16 protein-coding genes are annotated in these 14,305 nt (G+C 54.6%); 11 read left to right on the top strand and 5 right to left on the bottom strand.

Features of this window, described 5'->3' with window-relative positions:
* The first annotated feature begins 3 nt into the window (after positions 1-3).
* The 4 genes from ABWV47_RS19760 to ABWV47_RS19745 all read left to right on the top strand — a co-directional run bounded on the left by ABWV47_RS19760 (position 4) and on the right by ABWV47_RS19745 (position 2,407).
* The gene (locus tag ABWV47_RS19760; RefSeq protein WP_353315046.1) at positions 4-1,047 is read left to right on the top strand and encodes an MBL fold metallo-hydrolase; all 1,044 of its coding nucleotides are present in this window, start codon (positions 4-6) and stop codon (positions 1,045-1,047) included.
* A gap of 12 nt (positions 1,048-1,059) precedes the next feature.
* A complete protein-coding gene (locus ABWV47_RS19755; protein WP_353315045.1) occupies positions 1,060-1,509 on the top strand; it encodes a DUF6173 family protein in 450 nt (149 codons plus the stop codon).
* A gap of 88 nt (positions 1,510-1,597) precedes the next feature.
* Positions 1,598-1,732, top strand: a complete 135-nt coding sequence (locus tag ABWV47_RS19750) for an aa3-type cytochrome c oxidase subunit IV (protein WP_353315043.1) — start codon at positions 1,598-1,600, stop codon at positions 1,730-1,732.
* Between the two features lie 39 nt (positions 1,733-1,771).
* Complete coding sequence (locus ABWV47_RS19745; RefSeq protein WP_353315042.1) at positions 1,772-2,407, top strand: hypothetical protein; 636 nt, start codon at positions 1,772-1,774, stop codon at positions 2,405-2,407.
* Between the two features lie 93 nt (positions 2,408-2,500).
* Here ABWV47_RS19745 and ABWV47_RS19740 read toward each other — a convergent pair whose 3' ends face one another.
* Both ABWV47_RS19740 and ABWV47_RS19735 read right to left on the bottom strand, forming a co-directional pair.
* Positions 2,501-2,827 (bottom strand): AzlD domain-containing protein, encoded by a 327-nt coding sequence (locus tag ABWV47_RS19740; protein ID WP_353315040.1) that lies wholly within the window; start codon positions 2,825-2,827, stop codon positions 2,501-2,503.
* Positions 2,824-3,558, bottom strand: coding sequence for an AzlC family ABC transporter permease (locus ABWV47_RS19735; protein WP_502959727.1), 735 nt, complete (start codon positions 3,556-3,558; stop codon positions 2,824-2,826). The genes ABWV47_RS19740 and ABWV47_RS19735 overlap by 4 nt, the downstream gene beginning before the upstream one ends.
* Positions 3,559-3,689: 131 nt before the next feature.
* Here ABWV47_RS19735 and fdhD point away from each other — a divergent pair, with 131 nt between their 5' ends.
* Genes fdhD through ABWV47_RS19715 form a run of 4 tightly spaced genes read left to right on the top strand, consistent with a single transcriptional unit; the run spans position 3,690 to position 6,984 of the window.
* Entirely contained in the window at positions 3,690-4,577 is an 888-nt protein-coding gene (gene fdhD, locus ABWV47_RS19730) for a formate dehydrogenase accessory sulfurtransferase FdhD (protein WP_353315039.1), read from the top strand.
* Positions 4,574-5,197, top strand: a complete 624-nt coding sequence (gene mobA, locus ABWV47_RS19725; protein ID WP_353315037.1) for a molybdenum cofactor guanylyltransferase MobA — start codon at positions 4,574-4,576, stop codon at positions 5,195-5,197. Before fdhD ends, mobA begins: the two co-directional genes overlap by 4 nt.
* Positions 5,197-5,688 (top strand): molybdopterin-guanine dinucleotide biosynthesis protein B, encoded by a 492-nt coding sequence (gene mobB, locus ABWV47_RS19720; protein ID WP_353315235.1) that lies wholly within the window; start codon positions 5,197-5,199, stop codon positions 5,686-5,688. Before mobA ends, mobB begins: the two co-directional genes overlap by 1 nt.
* Positions 5,689-5,712: 24 nt before the next feature.
* Entirely contained in the window at positions 5,713-6,984 is a 1,272-nt protein-coding gene (locus tag ABWV47_RS19715) for a molybdenum cofactor synthesis domain-containing protein (protein ID WP_353315036.1), read from the top strand.
* 14 nt (positions 6,985-6,998) lie between these two features.
* On the opposite strand, the gene ABWV47_RS19710 is transcribed toward ABWV47_RS19715, so the two are convergent.
* Both ABWV47_RS19710 and greA read right to left on the bottom strand, forming a co-directional pair.
* Positions 6,999-8,021, bottom strand: coding sequence for a hypothetical protein (locus tag ABWV47_RS19710; RefSeq protein ID WP_353315034.1), 1,023 nt, complete (start codon positions 8,019-8,021; stop codon positions 6,999-7,001).
* 25 nt (positions 8,022-8,046) lie between these two features.
* Entirely contained in the window at positions 8,047-8,517 is a 471-nt protein-coding gene (greA, locus tag ABWV47_RS19705) for a transcription elongation factor GreA (protein ID WP_353315033.1), read from the bottom strand.
* A 251-nt stretch (positions 8,518-8,768) separates the two neighbouring features.
* Here greA and ABWV47_RS19700 point away from each other — a divergent pair, with 251 nt between their 5' ends.
* The 3 genes from ABWV47_RS19700 to ABWV47_RS19690 all read left to right on the top strand — a co-directional run bounded on the left by ABWV47_RS19700 (position 8,769) and on the right by ABWV47_RS19690 (position 13,230).
* Entirely contained in the window at positions 8,769-10,418 is a 1,650-nt protein-coding gene (locus ABWV47_RS19700) for an electron transfer flavoprotein-ubiquinone oxidoreductase (protein ID WP_353315032.1), read from the top strand.
* A 249-nt stretch (positions 10,419-10,667) separates the two neighbouring features.
* On the top strand, positions 10,668-12,374 hold the full coding sequence (locus ABWV47_RS19695; RefSeq protein WP_353315030.1) for a tetratricopeptide repeat protein: 1,707 nt from the start codon (positions 10,668-10,670) through the stop codon (positions 12,372-12,374).
* Complete coding sequence (locus tag ABWV47_RS19690) at positions 12,364-13,230, top strand: 4-(cytidine 5'-diphospho)-2-C-methyl-D-erythritol kinase (protein ID WP_353315029.1); 867 nt, start codon at positions 12,364-12,366, stop codon at positions 13,228-13,230. Before ABWV47_RS19695 ends, ABWV47_RS19690 begins: the two co-directional genes overlap by 11 nt.
* Positions 13,231-13,281: 51 nt before the next feature.
* Here ABWV47_RS19690 and ABWV47_RS19685 read toward each other — a convergent pair whose 3' ends face one another.
* Positions 13,282-14,283: a polyprenyl synthetase family protein gene (locus ABWV47_RS19685; protein WP_353315028.1), complete on the bottom strand. Its 1,002-nt coding sequence runs from the start codon at positions 14,281-14,283 to the stop codon at positions 13,282-13,284.
* Positions 14,284-14,305: the final 22 nt, after the last annotated feature.

Genomic DNA, 14,305 nt, shown 5'->3' with positions numbered 1-14,305 from the left:
GACATGAAAGACGGCGCGGCAGGCATTCGCTACCCATGGGACACACCTCCAGCAGAGGGGGAGGCCATATCTGTGGCCGACGGGGTTTTGTGGATGCGCCTGCCGCTGCCGATGGCGCTGGATCATGTCAACGTCTATGCGCTGGATGACGGCGACAGCTGGACGGTGATCGACACGGGTTTTGACAGCAAAAAGACCCGCGCGATCTGGCAAAAATTGCTGAATGGCCCGTTGGCGGGAAAACCGGTCGCGCGCGTGATTGTGACCCATCACCATCCCGATCACATTGGCCTTGCCGGTTGGTTCCAAAGCGAATTTGGCGCAAGCCTCTGGACCACCCGCACGGCGTGGTTGTTTGCCCGGATGCTTCAGCTGGATGAGCAAGCGCTGCCGCGTCAGGAGACGCTCGATTTCTACAAAAGCTGCGGCATGGACGAGGATATTTTCAATCAGCGCGCCAGCGAACGGCCGTTCAATTTTGCGGATGTTGTCGCCCCGATGCCTTTGGGTTTCAAGCGTATCAAACAAGATGACGTGATCGAGATCGGCGGCCGTATGTGGGATGTTCATATGGGCAACGGGCACGCACCGGAGCATGCCACATTTTGGAGCAGAGATGACAATTTGGTGCTGTCCGGCGATCAGATTTTGCCCTCCATCAGCTCCAACATTGGCGTCTATGCAACTGAACCAGAGGCCGACCCTGTGGCAGATTGGCTTGAGGCCTGTGAACGGCTCGCCACTTATGCGCGCGATGATCAGCTGATCCTTGGAGGACACAAGCTGCCCTTCACTGGCGTGCCTTTGCGCATGAAACAACTGATTGAAAACCACCACGGCGCATTGAACCGGCTGCGGGACTATCTGGAGCACCCTCAAACCGCTGCGGAGTGTTTTTTGCCGCTGTTCAAACGGCAGATCGACGGTGGTGCGTATGGGCTTGCGCTTGTCGAAGCGCTTGCGCATCTCAACCATCTTTACCACATTGGAGAGGTAAGCCGCACCACCCGCGAAGATGGCGCGTATCTGTGGCAGCGAACAAACTAGACAGGCACGCCCATGACCAACGACATCAAAACCACCGCCGAAGCTGTGGAAGCCGCCGCTTTGCCGCATCTGCATGAAGTTCACTCCGACCCCAATGCGACGCCGGTGAATGTGCCCGAAGATGTCGCCAAACAGCCGGTCGAAAAGAAGAGTGCGGCCCAATGGGCCTACGAGCGTCTGATCCTCTATATCGAGAACTTCGAGAAACAACTTGATGAGGAGCACGAGGTTGCAATGGGCTTCGCTGGTGGTGACGCTGGTGTTTTGCGCATCGAGGGTATGGGCTATTTTGATCCAGACATTGTGACGTTTTACGGCTCCGATTCAAACGGCATCAAAACGCAACTGGTTCAACATGTCAGCCAACTCAGCGTCATTTTACGCGCGCTGCCCAAACAAAACGCTTCGGCAACAGCCCCGTCTCGTATTGGATTTCGATTGGCGGAAGATCTAAAAAAATAGGGTGCGGCGGTGTCGCACATCGACTCAGGGTGACAGACCCGATTGAATCAGCTATCCAGCGACAAAAGCAGATACGAAGGAATACCCCATGGCGGAACATAAGCACGGCTCGATGGACACCGAAGTTCAGGAAAAAACCTTTGAAGGCTTTATCAAAGGCTCAGCGTATGTCGCGGCTGCATCAATCGGTATTTTGCTGTTTTTGGCGATCTTCAACAGCTGATCTCTTAGGGCCGTTTGGCCCGCAAAAGGATGTCTGGTGATGACGGTTTTGGTTCGGCTATGCGCGTTGTTGCTTGTGGTGGCTTCGGTTTCGGCCTGCTCCGTGCGCAATCCAATAGAATCCAATTCCCCTGACAGCGAAGTGGCCGCTGCGCGATACGTGGACAGCGGCCCAAAACAGCTTACGCTGTACACGATGATCTCAAATGACACAGGCGCGGGGGCTCATACCTCGCTCCTGATCAATGCCAGCGAACGTGTCGCGTTTGATCCAGCTGGGTCATTTCGGACCGACGGAATTGCCGCAAAGAATGACGTCGTATACGGGATGACGCCGTATTTGGTCGACCAATACACTCGTTTCCATGCGCGTGAGACCTACCATGTGGTGCTGCAAACCATCGAAGTCAGCCCGGAAGTTGCTGAGATGGCGCTGCGCAAAGCCAAAACACTGGGGCCAGTTCTAGAGGCGCAATGTGCGTTGACCACGTCGCAATTGCTGTCGAGCTTGCCGGGATTTGAAGACGCTCCGCGGTCTTACTACCCGCGCAAGCTGATGGACTATTTCACGGCCAAAGGCGCAACCTATGATCGTCTGTTTGAATACGACGACGATGACAAATCCAAAGTTTTGGCGGCCTTTGTGCCGGAATATGAATCGGTTCCGACCAACTGATTTTTGCACAGAATGGCGAAATTTTTGGATTTGTTGTGCGCTCATCGCCACAGTCGCAAAACAGCCGCGATACAGACGCAATACCGACGTGGATTATCCCAGCAAATACAGGGCTAAAAACAACGTGCCAGCCCCTGCAAAAATCGCGGCCAGAATGTTCTTTGTGATGTATCCCACCACCAAAGTAACTGCCGCGGCGGCGATGCGCGCGGGGTCGGGGTGTCCGCCTGTGGCGCTGGGCCAAATCGCCAAAGGGGCCACAAGTCCGGGCAAAACGGCGACTGCCGTATAGCGCAGATGGCGCAGCACCCACTCGGGCATCTGGCGGTCTCCGATCACGCCAAGGAACACATAGCGCAGTCCAAAGCTTCCAACGCCCATGCAAACAATGATCACCCAGACTGTTGCGCTCTCATTCATTTGATTTCCCTCGCTTTTTCGACCCGAAGTTCAATCTCGGCACCGGTTGACATGCCTGCGATTGCGGCGACCATCAAGCCCAAGTTCCACGGTAAGAAGGCAAACAAGAGCGCGGTTGTGACCGAGACGAAGGCAGCCCAGATATGGGCCTGAGTGCGTAACATCGGTCCGATCATTGCCAAGAAGGTAATTGGCACCGCGAAGTCTAGCGCCAATGCGGGAGGAATCGCCTGACCAACCATCGCGCCCACAACGGTGGCGCCATACCACAGGGGAACAACTGGCGTGATGGCGCCAAAGAAGTAAGAAAATTTCTGCGCCAATGTCATTTCAGGGCGCTTTTCGTATTCCATGATCGATAGCGCATAGCTTTGATCTACAAGGCAATACGCCACAAACGCCCGCCGCCAAAACGGCAATGCGCCAAGGTGCGGTGTAAGGGATGCTGAATACATCGCCATGCGTAGATTCACGGTCAAAGCAGAGATAATCACCACCAGAGCTGGCACGTTTTCGGCCATCAGCTGCAGGGCGGTGAACTGCGCAGCACCTGCAATGACCACAACTGAGAACGACAGCACTTGTATGAGGGGCAGCCCGGCTTCCGTGGCCACAACCCCAAACAAAAGCGCAAAAGGCACCACGACAATCACAAATGGCAAACCATCTCGGAAACCGCGCAAAAATTCTTTTGTGTCGTGGTAAGTCGCCATGCCATCCTCACGTCGCATTGCAAGCGCGTAAGCCGTAGCCAAATGACGTGGGGGATGCAATGCGCTGTGTGATGGCCCATGCCAAACTTTCGTGGTGGTCAAGATTGAAATTCCTAACTAGGTTTCCCCATGGCTTGGGAGAACACGGCATGACACATGCGCCGGATATGGCAGACTACATTATCGCGCCGGACCCGATGTCACCACGGTTGACGCGCGCTGTGGTTGGTACAGACCAATTTGGAAACGCAACGGAAATTTCCGTGGTCGAAGAGCGCCCTCTTACAATCTACCTCAACAGTCGCGAGATCGTGACAGCCATGACCATTGGCGACTATCCCGAGTATCTCGCACTTGGCTTTCTGCTCAATCAAGGCATGATCACCGCCGCCGACGACGTCATGGGGGTGGACTATGACGAAGAGCTTGAGGTGGTAGTCGTCCGCACAGCGATAGAGACCAACCACGAAGAGAAATTAAAGAAAAAGACTCGCACGTCGGGCTGTGCCGTTGGCACGGTCTTTGGTGATATGATGGATGGGCTTCAAGGGGTGATGTTGCCGAAACTGCAGGTGCGCAGCAGCGACCTCTACGCGCTGGCTCATAAAATCAACCGCACTCCTTCGTTGTATCTTGAGGCGGGAGCCATTCATGGCACCGTGCTATGCCAAGCGGATAAGCCTTTGATCTATATGGAAGATGTTGGCCGCCACAATGCCGTGGATAAAATCGCTGGTTGGATGTTTCAAGCCAGAGAAAGTGGAGACAACAAGATTATGTACACCACGGGCCGTTTGACGTCTGAAATGGTCATCAAATGCGCTGCGATGGGCATTCCGGTACTGGCGTCGCGCTCTGGGTTCACCGCATGGGGGGTGGAGATCGCGCAGCAAGTCGGTTTGACGCTCATTGGTCGTATGCGCGGTCAGCGCTTTGTATGTTTGAGCGGAGAAGACCGGTTGGTGCGCGACGTTGATCCCGCCAGCATTCCTGAGGAAGGCCGCAAACACGGCCGAAAAGGCGGAGGTCGCGGGTGAAGCAGCCTGTTGGAGTTATTTTAGCCGGTGGTCAGGCAACCCGTATGGGGGGCGGTGACAAAGGACGCTTGATGCTGGGCGAGCGCTCAATTCTCGGTCATGTGATCGATAGGATGACGCCGCAAGTGGCGGACATCGCCCTAAATGCCAATGGCGAGGCAGGCCGGTTTGCGGACATAAATTTGCCTGTAGTTGCAGATAGTGTGACAGGGTATGCAGGCCCTTTGGCTGGCGTTTTGGCGGGGCTTGATTGGGCGGGTGAACTTGGTGCAGACGCGATTGTGACAGCCGCCGCCGACACGCCGTTCTTTCCATGTGATTTGGTGCCACAGCTGCTAATGGCGGCTGAGGATCGGCGCCATTGTCTGGCTCTTGCTGCTTCACAAGCGGCGGATGGAAAACTCTGGCGGCAGCCTACTTTTGGTCTTTGGCCAGTTTCCCTGCGCAATGACCTAAGAGATGCATTGCAAACGGGGCTCAGGAAAGTTGTGCTGTGGACCGACAAACATGATGCAGGTCAAGCTGTCTTTACCCATGATGGTTTAGATCCGTTTTTTAATGTGAATACGCCGGAGGACCTCGCCGAGGCCCGCCGGTTGGCAGGAGAAACAACAAAGTGATGCAAATCTATGGCGTCGTCGGGTGGAAGAATTCAGGTAAGACCGGTTTGATGGAGCGGCTGGTGACCGAGATGGCGGGTCGTGGCCTGTCGGTATCGACGATCAAACATGCACATCACAGCTTTGACGTAGACCAGCCGGGCAAAGACAGCCATCGGCATCGTGTCGCAGGCGCGCGTGAAGTTTTGTTGGCGAGCCGCACGCGATGGGCGCTGATGCACGAGTTGCGAGATGAAAGCGAACCTTCTTTGGCCGTGCTTTTGGAGCAATTGTCACCCGTCGATCTTGTTTTGATCGAAGGGTACAAACGTGATGGGCATGCAAAAATCGAGGCACATCGCCATGAAACCGGCAATCCGTTGATTGCGCCAGAAGATCCAACAATCCGAGGCATTGCGTCGGATGTCGCTTTAGACAGTGACCGTCCGGTGCTGGACCTCAACGATACCAAGAGCATTGCAGACTTCATTTTGTCTGACTTGGGTATGTAACACCGGCTAGGAGGGCAACCTGTGATGAGCCAAGATAAACCGCTGGTGCCACCACCGCTTAAGAACGACTGTTTCGCATTGCCTGCTGGCACGCTCTGGACGCCGGTGTCTGACGCTCTGGAGACACTGAAGGGCCGTCTGCACACCTGTGTCGAACAAGAGGTGGTGCCCATCAAGATCTCCTTGGGGCGGATTTTGGCGGCCGATGTCTCCGCTGTGCGCGCGCATCCACCACAACCAAATTCTGCGGTGGATGGATACGGGTTGCGCCATGCGGACCTTTTGACCGGTGCGCAGACGTTGCCATTGGTTGAAGGACGCTCGGCTGCAGGCGCACCTTTTGAGGGAATTGTACCGCCGAACCATGCCGTACGTATTTTGACGGGAGCAACCATCCCCGATGGGATCGATACGGTCATCTTGCAAGAGGATGTCACAACAGACGGACATTCCATCGCCTTCCACGGCCCTCTCAAACGCGGCGCCAATACCCGTCAGTCGGGCGAAGACGTGCATGCGGATGAAACGATTTTGCGCAAGGGGCGCAAACTCACACCTGCCGATCTGGGCCTTATGGCCGCGACCGGAATTGGGTCGGTGGAAGTGTATAAACCGCTGCGGGTTGCAGTGGTCTCCACGGGGGATGAATTGGCAGAGGCGGGCGCTGACGTGCGTGCTGATCAGATTTATGATGCAAATCGCCCGATGCTGTTGGCCATGGTGGCGCAGTTTGGGTTTGAACCCATCGATATGGGGCGGGCTCCTGATGATCGGGAAGCCTTGCGTGGCTATCTTGATGAGGCTGCGATCCGTGCGGATGTGATTTTGACGTCGGGCGGCGCTTCGTCTGGTGACGAAGACCACATGTCCGCGTTGCTCAACGAAACGCAGGCAATGTCAACTTGGAGGTTGGCTCTGAAGCCGGGCAGGCCGCTTGCGCTCGGCGTTTGGGAAGGGAAGCCGGTTTTTGGCCTACCTGGAAACCCGGTTGCTGCTTTGGTCTGCACATTGATTTTCGCAAAGCCTGCCATGAGCGTCTTGGCCGGTCAGGGATGGCGTTTGCCAGAGCCGTTGAAGGTTCCCGCGTCATTCTCCAAAAACAAAAAGGCCGGGCGTAGAGAGTATCTGAGAGCGAAGTTGGTTGAGGGCCGCGTTGTGGTTTTCAAATCCGAAGGTTCTGGGCGGATCAGCGGGTTAAGCTGGGCAGAAGGGCTGGTGGAACTGCCAGACGAGGCCTTGGACGTTCAAGAGGGTAGTTTGGTCGACTACTACCCTTTTTCAGCTTTCGGGCTGTGATAGTAAGTTGCTGCTCAGTCAAAAATGCCGGCAACACGGCCCAGAAGCATAAAGGCACGGGCGGTGCGTGTGTCTGACAGAGCAGCAATATTGGCATCCGTCGCAGTCTCCTCAAACTCAACGAAGCTCTTGTCAAAGCGGCGCAGGAAGTGATGTGCGGCGTCTCTGAAGATGGGGTCTTGTTTCATGCGGCCCGCCGCCAGAGCCAGAGAGCTGCGATCTCGTATGCCACCAAGCGCTGCAACAACTTTCCCACGCTCACCTGCCGCAAAGCGACGCCAGATCTCTGGGCGCGCAAGGTCAGGGCGTAGATCGTCCATATAGATTCCGTCTTGGCTGAGCAGTGTCAGCACATCTTGGCTGGCTTGAATCAGTTGCGACGCTTGTCTGTCCCGAAGCGCTTTGCGCAGTGCGGCAAACCCTTCAGAATCATTTGCGTCTTCTGGAAAATTCAACGCTTGGATAAAATCCTCGCGCGGCAACGGCGGGGAAAGTACTTCCGCTGGGGTTCCAAGAGCTAACGTGCCCTGATCTGCAGGATCGTCGGAAACAGTGTCAGTTTCTGATGATTTGCGAATGCTGTCATTGCGATCACGGTTCGAAGTAAATGTGGCCAAAGCCGTTTCTGTCTTACGGGTCGCTGCGGCAATTTCATCGAGTTTTTTCGAAACAGTAGGCTCGACACCCTGGCCGACTTGCGCCCCTTGGGCCTGACTAACATATGTGCGGCGCATGGCGTCGATCGCGGCCTGGAGACGGGCGCTTTCTTCTCGCATGACGCGCGAAGATCGAGCGGCTGTTGCCGCAACCCAGATCATGGCAACAGGCATGAACACAGCGAGCAACGTCATCAAAAACTGTAAGCTGTCGGTGTTTTCAAGCGGATTGCTGGGTAGGATCAGGAAGAAAACAACGGTTCCCATCAGCCAGACAAAACTCAAGGCAACAGCAATCAACTCAATGCCCGTGACCTTTGGACCTTGAGGTTTGTCGTAGATGCCCAGCGGCGTGGGGTGGGAATCTGTTTCGTCTGTCATGCGAGAGCGCATCTATACCACTTGGTTATTTGTAAGTAATGCTAAGCACTTCGTAGCTCTTTTCGCCGCCCGGTGTGCGTACTTCCACACTGTCGCCGTCTTCTTTTCCGATCAACGCACGAGCAATTGGCGATTTGATGTTCAACAGGCCTTTTTCGACGTTGGCTTCGTGTTCGCCAACGATTTGCCACGTCTTTTCTTCATCAGTGTCTTCATCGACCAGCGTGACCGTTGCACCAAACTTGATGGCGCCGGAAAGCGTGGTTGGATCAATGATTTCTGCCAGACCAATTACCGCTTCTAGCTCTTTGACACGGCCTTCAATGAAGCCCTGCTTTTCCCGCGCCGAATGATATTCGGCATTCTCTTTCAGATCTCCAAGTTCACGCGCAGAGGCAATGGCCTCGATGATGGCTGGGCGCTCCACCGATTTCAACTGCTTCAATTCCGCTTCAAGCGCCGAATGGCCGGCGCGGGTCATTGGTATTTTTTCCATGGGTGCGGTCCCGTTGGTGATTGGCCGCGAAACGTATTGGCGGCAGGTCTGTTTAACATGATGCAGTGCAGAGTGCACTGAGGCCTCTTTCAAATGCAAGTGGGGCCTCTATTGCAAGGAGAAATATGCGGCAGTGCCGCAAAATCGCGCAAAATGAGGCGAAATGTCGTGGGGTTCTGATTGACGTATTGATTAAACTCGGGATAGCAGATGCGAAAGAAAATTACGCAGCGATCCGGGAAGGGAAGCCAATGTCGGAAATCGAACGCGAAGCCATGGAATATGATGTCGTCATCGTTGGCGCAGGCCCGGCGGGCTTGTCAGCGGCGATCCGTCTGAAACAATTGGATGCGGATCTCAATGTGGTGGTGTTGGAAAAAGGCTCCGAAGTGGGCGCCCACATCCTATCCGGTGCGGTTTTGGATCCATCCGGTCTTGATGCGCTTATTCCTGATTGGAAATCCAAAGGAGCACCGCTGAACACGCCTGTTAAAGATGATAATTTTTATATGCTGGGCGAAGCGGGCGAAATCCGTATTCCGAACTTTCCGATGCCGCCGTTGATGAACAACCATGGCAACTATATCGTGTCGATGGGCAATGTATGTCGCTGGATGGCAGAGCAAGCAGAAGAGCTGGGTGTGGAAATTTTCCCTGGCATGGCGTGCTCGGAGCTGGTGTACGGCGACGCTGGAGAAGTTAAAGGCGTTGTGGCCGGCGTCTTCGGTCTAGAAGAAGACGGCTCTTACGGCCCCAACACTGAACCCGGCATGGAGTTGCATGGCAAATATGTGTTCCTGTCTGAAGGTGTGCGTGGGTCACTCTCCAAAGAGGTGATTGCCAAATACAATCTGCAAGATGGCAAAGACCCACAGAAGTTTGGTCTCGGCATGAAAGAGATCTGGGAAATTGATCCGGCCAAGCACAAAGAAGGGTCTGTAACTCACACCATGGGTTGGCCATTGGGCAGCAATGCGGGCGGCGGGTCGTTTATTTATCACTTGGAGAACAACCAAGTGTACGTCGGCTTTGTGGTGCACTTGAACTACAAGAACCCACACCTGTTCCCATACATGGAGTTTCAACACTTCAAGCATCATCCAATGGTCGCCGAACTGCTTGAAGGCGGAAAACGGATTGCCTACGGCGCGCGGGCTATTTCCGAAGGCGGGTACCAGTCGATGCCCAAGATGGTTGCGCCTGGTGTGGCGCTGCTGGGGTGCTCCGTTGGTATGGTCAACGTGCCCCGCATCAAGGGCAACCACAACGCGATGTTGTCTGGCAAAGCCGCGGCAGAGGCGGCCTTTGAAGCGATCAAAGCCAATCGTTCCGGTGATGAGCTGAGCGCGTACGAAGAGGATGTGCGCGGCGGTGAGATCGGAAAAGACCTCAAAAAAGTGCGCAATGTGAAGCCGATCTGGTCCAAATGGGGGCTGACAGCGTCTCTGATGTTGGGGGGACTAGATATGTGGACCAATACACTTGGCTTTTCTCTTCTGGGTACCGTCAAGCACGGCAAAAACGACGCTGACGCAACTGAAGAGGCGAGCAAGCATAAGCCGATCGACTATCCGAGACCTGACGGAAAACTGTCCTTTGATCGGCTGACCAACGTTAGCTTCTCGATGACAAATCACGAAGAGAGCCAGCCCTGTCACTTGCGTTTGGCGGATGAAAATGTGCCGGTGGCGGTAAACCTTCCAAAGTTTGCAGAGCCTGCGCAGCGGTATTGCCCGGCCGGTGTGTATGAAATTGTAGAAGAAGAGGGCCAAGATCCTCGATTTGTCGTGAACTTCCAAAACTGTGTCCACTGCAAGACCTGTGATATCAAAGATCCAAGCCAAAACATCACTTGGGTCACGCCGCAGGGTGGGGACGGACCAAACTATCCCAATATGTAAGATTAGTGCGCAATTAGTGCGTGTTGATACAAATCCAGACCGGACAGAGAATTCTGTCCGGTTTTTTGATTTTGAGTGAATATGAGGTCTTCCGGGTCGGTTTTGGTGGCCGATTTTCGGAATTGTTGTGAGCAAATGGGCCGCATACTCGGAAACTTGATCGGCTTGGGTGAGAAAAGCGGCCGCAGAGCCATTGCGTGTTGGCAGGGGCGAGACTAGTTTCAAAGTGACAAAAAACGGGAGCATCACGTGGCTATTAAGCTAATCAAATCGGTCGCCCTTTCCGCTATTCTGGCAACGGTCTCGCTTCCAGTGTATTCCGACGGGCTGGCGGGTTCCTATTTGGCGGCGCGGCAGGCGAGCTACGGGTCAGACTATGCTGCGGCCGCTCGGTATTTTAGCCAGGCTCTTACCAATGACCCGACCAACCCGGCATTACAAGAGAATGCGGTGCTGGCCTATCTGTCTTTGGGACAAATCGACCGCGCCATGCCAATTGCACGCAAGATGGTTTCCGATGAGCATCAGAGCCAATTGGCCGAGATGGCTCTCACAGCCGGATTGGTTGAGGACGGAAACTATGGGGACTTAATCGCGCGTCTGGATTCCGGTGGCGTTGGTCCTCTGGTTGACGGATTGATGCGCGCTTGGTCGGAGATCGGCCGGGGTGCCATGTCTGACGGATTAGCTGCGTTTGACGCGGTCTCTGAAGAGCCTGGCTTGGGCGGTTTTGCTGCGTTTCACAAGGCATTGGCTCTGGCTTCGGTTGGAGATTTTGAAGGCGCAAATGCAATATATCTCGATGGCAGTATGAATGGCGTTCAGCTGACTCGTCGGGGTGTTATGAGCGAAGTTGAGGTCTTGTCTCAGCTGGACATGAACGCTGAGGCTATTGCTCGGATTGACGACGCTTTTGGCGCCGATCTTGATCCCGCTTTGCGTGCCATGCGCGACCGATTGGTTGCCGGGGAGGTGCTTCCGTTCACATATGTTCGCAGCGCCGCAGACGGTATTGCTGAAGTGTATTTCTCCATCGCCAATGCGCTTCGCAACGAGGCCAATGCCGATTACACATTGCTCTATGCCCGACTGGCGGAATACCTGCGGCCAGACCACACCGAGGCGCTGTTGTTGACGGCTGAGCTTTTGGAATCATTAGGGCGCTATGAGTTGGCGTCTGAAACTTATCAGCGTGTGCCCGCAGATGACCCATCGTTTCATGCCGCCGAGATGGGCCGCGCCGAAGCCTTGCGGGAGGCGGGTCGAACGGAAGCGGCGCTTGAGGTTTTGGAATCTCTGACGCGAAGCCATGGAAATGTGCCATACGTGCACACTGCGCTGGGAGATCTGCGGCGTCAGGAGCGCAACTTCGAGGGGGCTGTGCAGGCATATGACACGGCCATTTCACTTTATGAAACGCTGGAGCAGCGCCAGTGGTTCCTGCTGTATGCGCGCGGGATCAGCCACGAGCGTTTGGGGGAGTGGGAAAAATCTGAAGCCGATTTTCGGCAAGCTTTGGAGTTGAACCCCGAACAGCCGCAGGTGCTGAACTATCTTGGTTACTCTCTCGTCGAAAAACAGATCAAGCTAGATGAGGCGCTAGATATGATCGAACGTGCGGTCGCAGCGCGTCCAGACAGCGGGTACATTGTCGACAGTCTTGGATGGGTTTTGTTTCGCCTCGGACGGTTTGAGGAATCTGTGGCACATATGGAACGCGCTAGCGAGCTGATGCCGGTCGATCCAGTGGTGACTGATCATCTGGGCGATGTGTATTGGGCGGTTGGTCGCAAACTTGAAGCGCAGTTCCAGTGGCGTCGTGCATTGAGTTTTGTTGATGAAGAAACCGAAGAAGAAGCCAAGCCCGATCGCATCCGCCGCAAGCTAGAAGTTGGTCTGGATGTGGTCTTGGAAGAAGAGGGGGCAGAGCCCCTCGCAGCTCTTGATGGCGATTGAGGCGTTCGCCCCAGCCAAGATCAATCTAACGCTTCATGTCACCGGCCAACGCGCTGATGGGTACCATCTGTTAGATTCGCTGGTGATGCTGGCAGACGTTGGTGACACGGTTAAGGTCAAAAAGGCGGCGCAGACAAAACTGTCTGTTGTCGGACCAATGGCGAAAGGGGTTCCTGTTGATCAGAGCAACCTCGTTGTGAAAGCTGCAAACCTTCTGGGCCTCACGGCAGAGATTACGTTGCACAAAACTTTGCCGGCTATGGCTGGAATCGGAGGTGGGTCCTCTGATGCCGCTGCTACGGTTCGCGCACTATGCAAACTTTATAATCGGCCGGAACCATCTGTTTCTGAGCTGCTACGGTTGGGATCTGATGTGCCTGTATGCATGCAGCCCTGTTTTGTACGTATGCGTGGTATTGGTGATCAGATCGACAGGTTGGGATCTAGCGAAAGCTGGCCGATGATCTTGGTCAATCCAGGCGTGTCGGTTTCCACACCCGAGGTGTTCAGCGCGCTTTCAAGCAGAGAAAATCCCGCAATGGACGAGCCATCTCTTGATTGGATGGATTGGGCCAGTAGCGTTTCTTGGCTGTCATCTCAGCGAAATGATATGCAGGATGCGGCCGTGAAATTGCAGCCGGTGATTGGGACGGTGCTCGCTGCGTTGAGCGAAAGTGTCGGTTGTAAGCTGGCGCGCATGTCTGGGTCTGGGGCGACTTGTTTTGCAATTTTCTTTGATGATGCGCTAAGGAATAGAGCGCTTGAAGATTTGCGCCGAAAGTTTCCGAGTTGGTGGATCGCCAGTACTGAAGATGTTGGGATAAAGTGGCACATGAAGAAGTGCCAATCTCCGTGATCGGCTTTTACTACACAATATTGCGCTGCGGTATCGTAGACCGATGAAATTCTATTTTAGGCGTGCCACAACGTAATCTGCAATGCCCGACAGAAGGTCACGGATTTCGTGATCTGGCAGTGTATTGATGGCGGATTTGGCTCTATCAGTCCAGACAAGAGCATCGTCGCGGGTGGCGACCAAGGTATTGTGCTTGGCCATCAGTCCGAGAGCATGTTCCAGGTCGCCGTCTTCTTGACGTCCTTTCTCAATTGTTCGTTGCCAAAAGGCGCGCTCTTTTGGTGTGGCCTGTGCCACAGCTTTGATCACCGGGAGGGTTAGCTTACGTTCGCGAAAGTCATCGCCTACGTTTTTGCCGGTCTGTGTACTATCGCCTTGATAGTCGAGTAGATCGTCTGCGATTTGAAAGGCGATTCCAAGTGCGTCACCATAATCAAACAGTGCCTGAACCGTTTCAGAATCTGCATTCGCTATCACACCACCAACTTCTGTCGCGGCTGAAAAAAGCGCGGCAGTTTTCCCGCGCACCACTTGCAAATAGATGTCTTCGTCAGTGCGCAGGTCAGTTGCTGCGGTCAATTGCAGAACCTCGCCTTCGGCGATGGTGGCGGATGCGTTTGACAGAATCCGCAGAACGTCGATGGAGCCGGTTTCTGTCATCAATTGGAAGCTTCGCGAAAACAGGTAGTCGCCGACCAGAACCGAGCTCTTGTTGTCCCACAGCAGATTCGCGGTAGGACGACCACGTCGCTGCTCGCTTTCGTCTACCACATCATCGTGCAACAACGTCGCCGTATGAATGAACTCTACGGTTGCTGCCAAGTGGACATGGAAGGGGCCGTCGTAGCCGCAAAGCCGCGCTGCAGCGAGGGTCAACATCGGGCGCAATCGTTTGCCACCAGCACCTACCAAATGGGCTGTGACTTCTGGTATACGCGGAGCGTGTTCGGATGCCATACGTTCTTGGATCAACCGGTTGACGGATTCCATGTCAGAGCTCAGCATTTCTGCCAGAGCTTCATGTGGTTTTGTAGCGGCTTGATCGAGACTCATATTTATCTTCCTGATGTCAGGG

The sequence above is a fragment of the Shimia sp. NS0008-38b genome, from assembly GCF_040370365.1.
In the GTDB taxonomy this organism is placed as follows: Bacteria; Pseudomonadota; Alphaproteobacteria; order Rhodobacterales; family Rhodobacteraceae; genus Shimia.
This window is presented reverse-complemented; position numbering and strand designations above follow the sequence as displayed.

Excerpts from the sequence above, each read along its gene's own strand:
- ABWV47_RS19745 (WP_353315042.1), top strand. The coding sequence starts at position 1,772 with ATGACGGTTTTGGTTCGGCTATGCGCGTTGTTGCTTGTGGTGGCTTCG.
- ABWV47_RS19760 (WP_353315046.1), top strand. The coding sequence starts at position 4 with ATGAAAGACGGCGCGGCAGGCATTCGCTACCCATGGGACACACCTCCA.
- ABWV47_RS19690 (WP_353315029.1), top strand. The coding sequence starts at position 12,364 with ATGGCGATTGAGGCGTTCGCCCCAGCCAAGATCAATCTAACGCTTCAT.
- ABWV47_RS19700 (WP_353315032.1), top strand. The coding sequence starts at position 8,769 with ATGTCGGAAATCGAACGCGAAGCCATGGAATATGATGTCGTCATCGTT.
- mobB (WP_353315235.1), top strand. The coding sequence starts at position 5,197 with ATGCAAATCTATGGCGTCGTCGGGTGGAAGAATTCAGGTAAGACCGGT.
- ABWV47_RS19710 (WP_353315034.1), bottom strand. The coding sequence starts at position 8,021 with ATGACAGACGAAACAGATTCCCACCCCACGCCGCTGGGCATCTACGAC.
- ABWV47_RS19740 (WP_353315040.1), bottom strand. The coding sequence starts at position 2,827 with ATGAATGAGAGCGCAACAGTCTGGGTGATCATTGTTTGCATGGGCGTT.
- ABWV47_RS19755 (WP_353315045.1), top strand. The coding sequence starts at position 1,060 with ATGACCAACGACATCAAAACCACCGCCGAAGCTGTGGAAGCCGCCGCT.
- ABWV47_RS19750 (WP_353315043.1), top strand. The coding sequence starts at position 1,598 with ATGGCGGAACATAAGCACGGCTCGATGGACACCGAAGTTCAGGAAAAA.
- fdhD (WP_353315039.1), top strand. The coding sequence starts at position 3,690 with ATGACACATGCGCCGGATATGGCAGACTACATTATCGCGCCGGACCCG.
- ABWV47_RS19685 (WP_353315028.1), bottom strand. The coding sequence starts at position 14,283 with ATGAGTCTCGATCAAGCCGCTACAAAACCACATGAAGCTCTGGCAGAA.
- ABWV47_RS19715 (WP_353315036.1), top strand. The coding sequence starts at position 5,713 with ATGAGCCAAGATAAACCGCTGGTGCCACCACCGCTTAAGAACGACTGT.
- ABWV47_RS19735 (WP_502959727.1), bottom strand. The coding sequence starts at position 3,558 with ATGCGACGTGAGGATGGCATGGCGACTTACCACGACACAAAAGAATTT.
- greA (WP_353315033.1), bottom strand. The coding sequence starts at position 8,517 with ATGGAAAAAATACCAATGACCCGCGCCGGCCATTCGGCGCTTGAAGCG.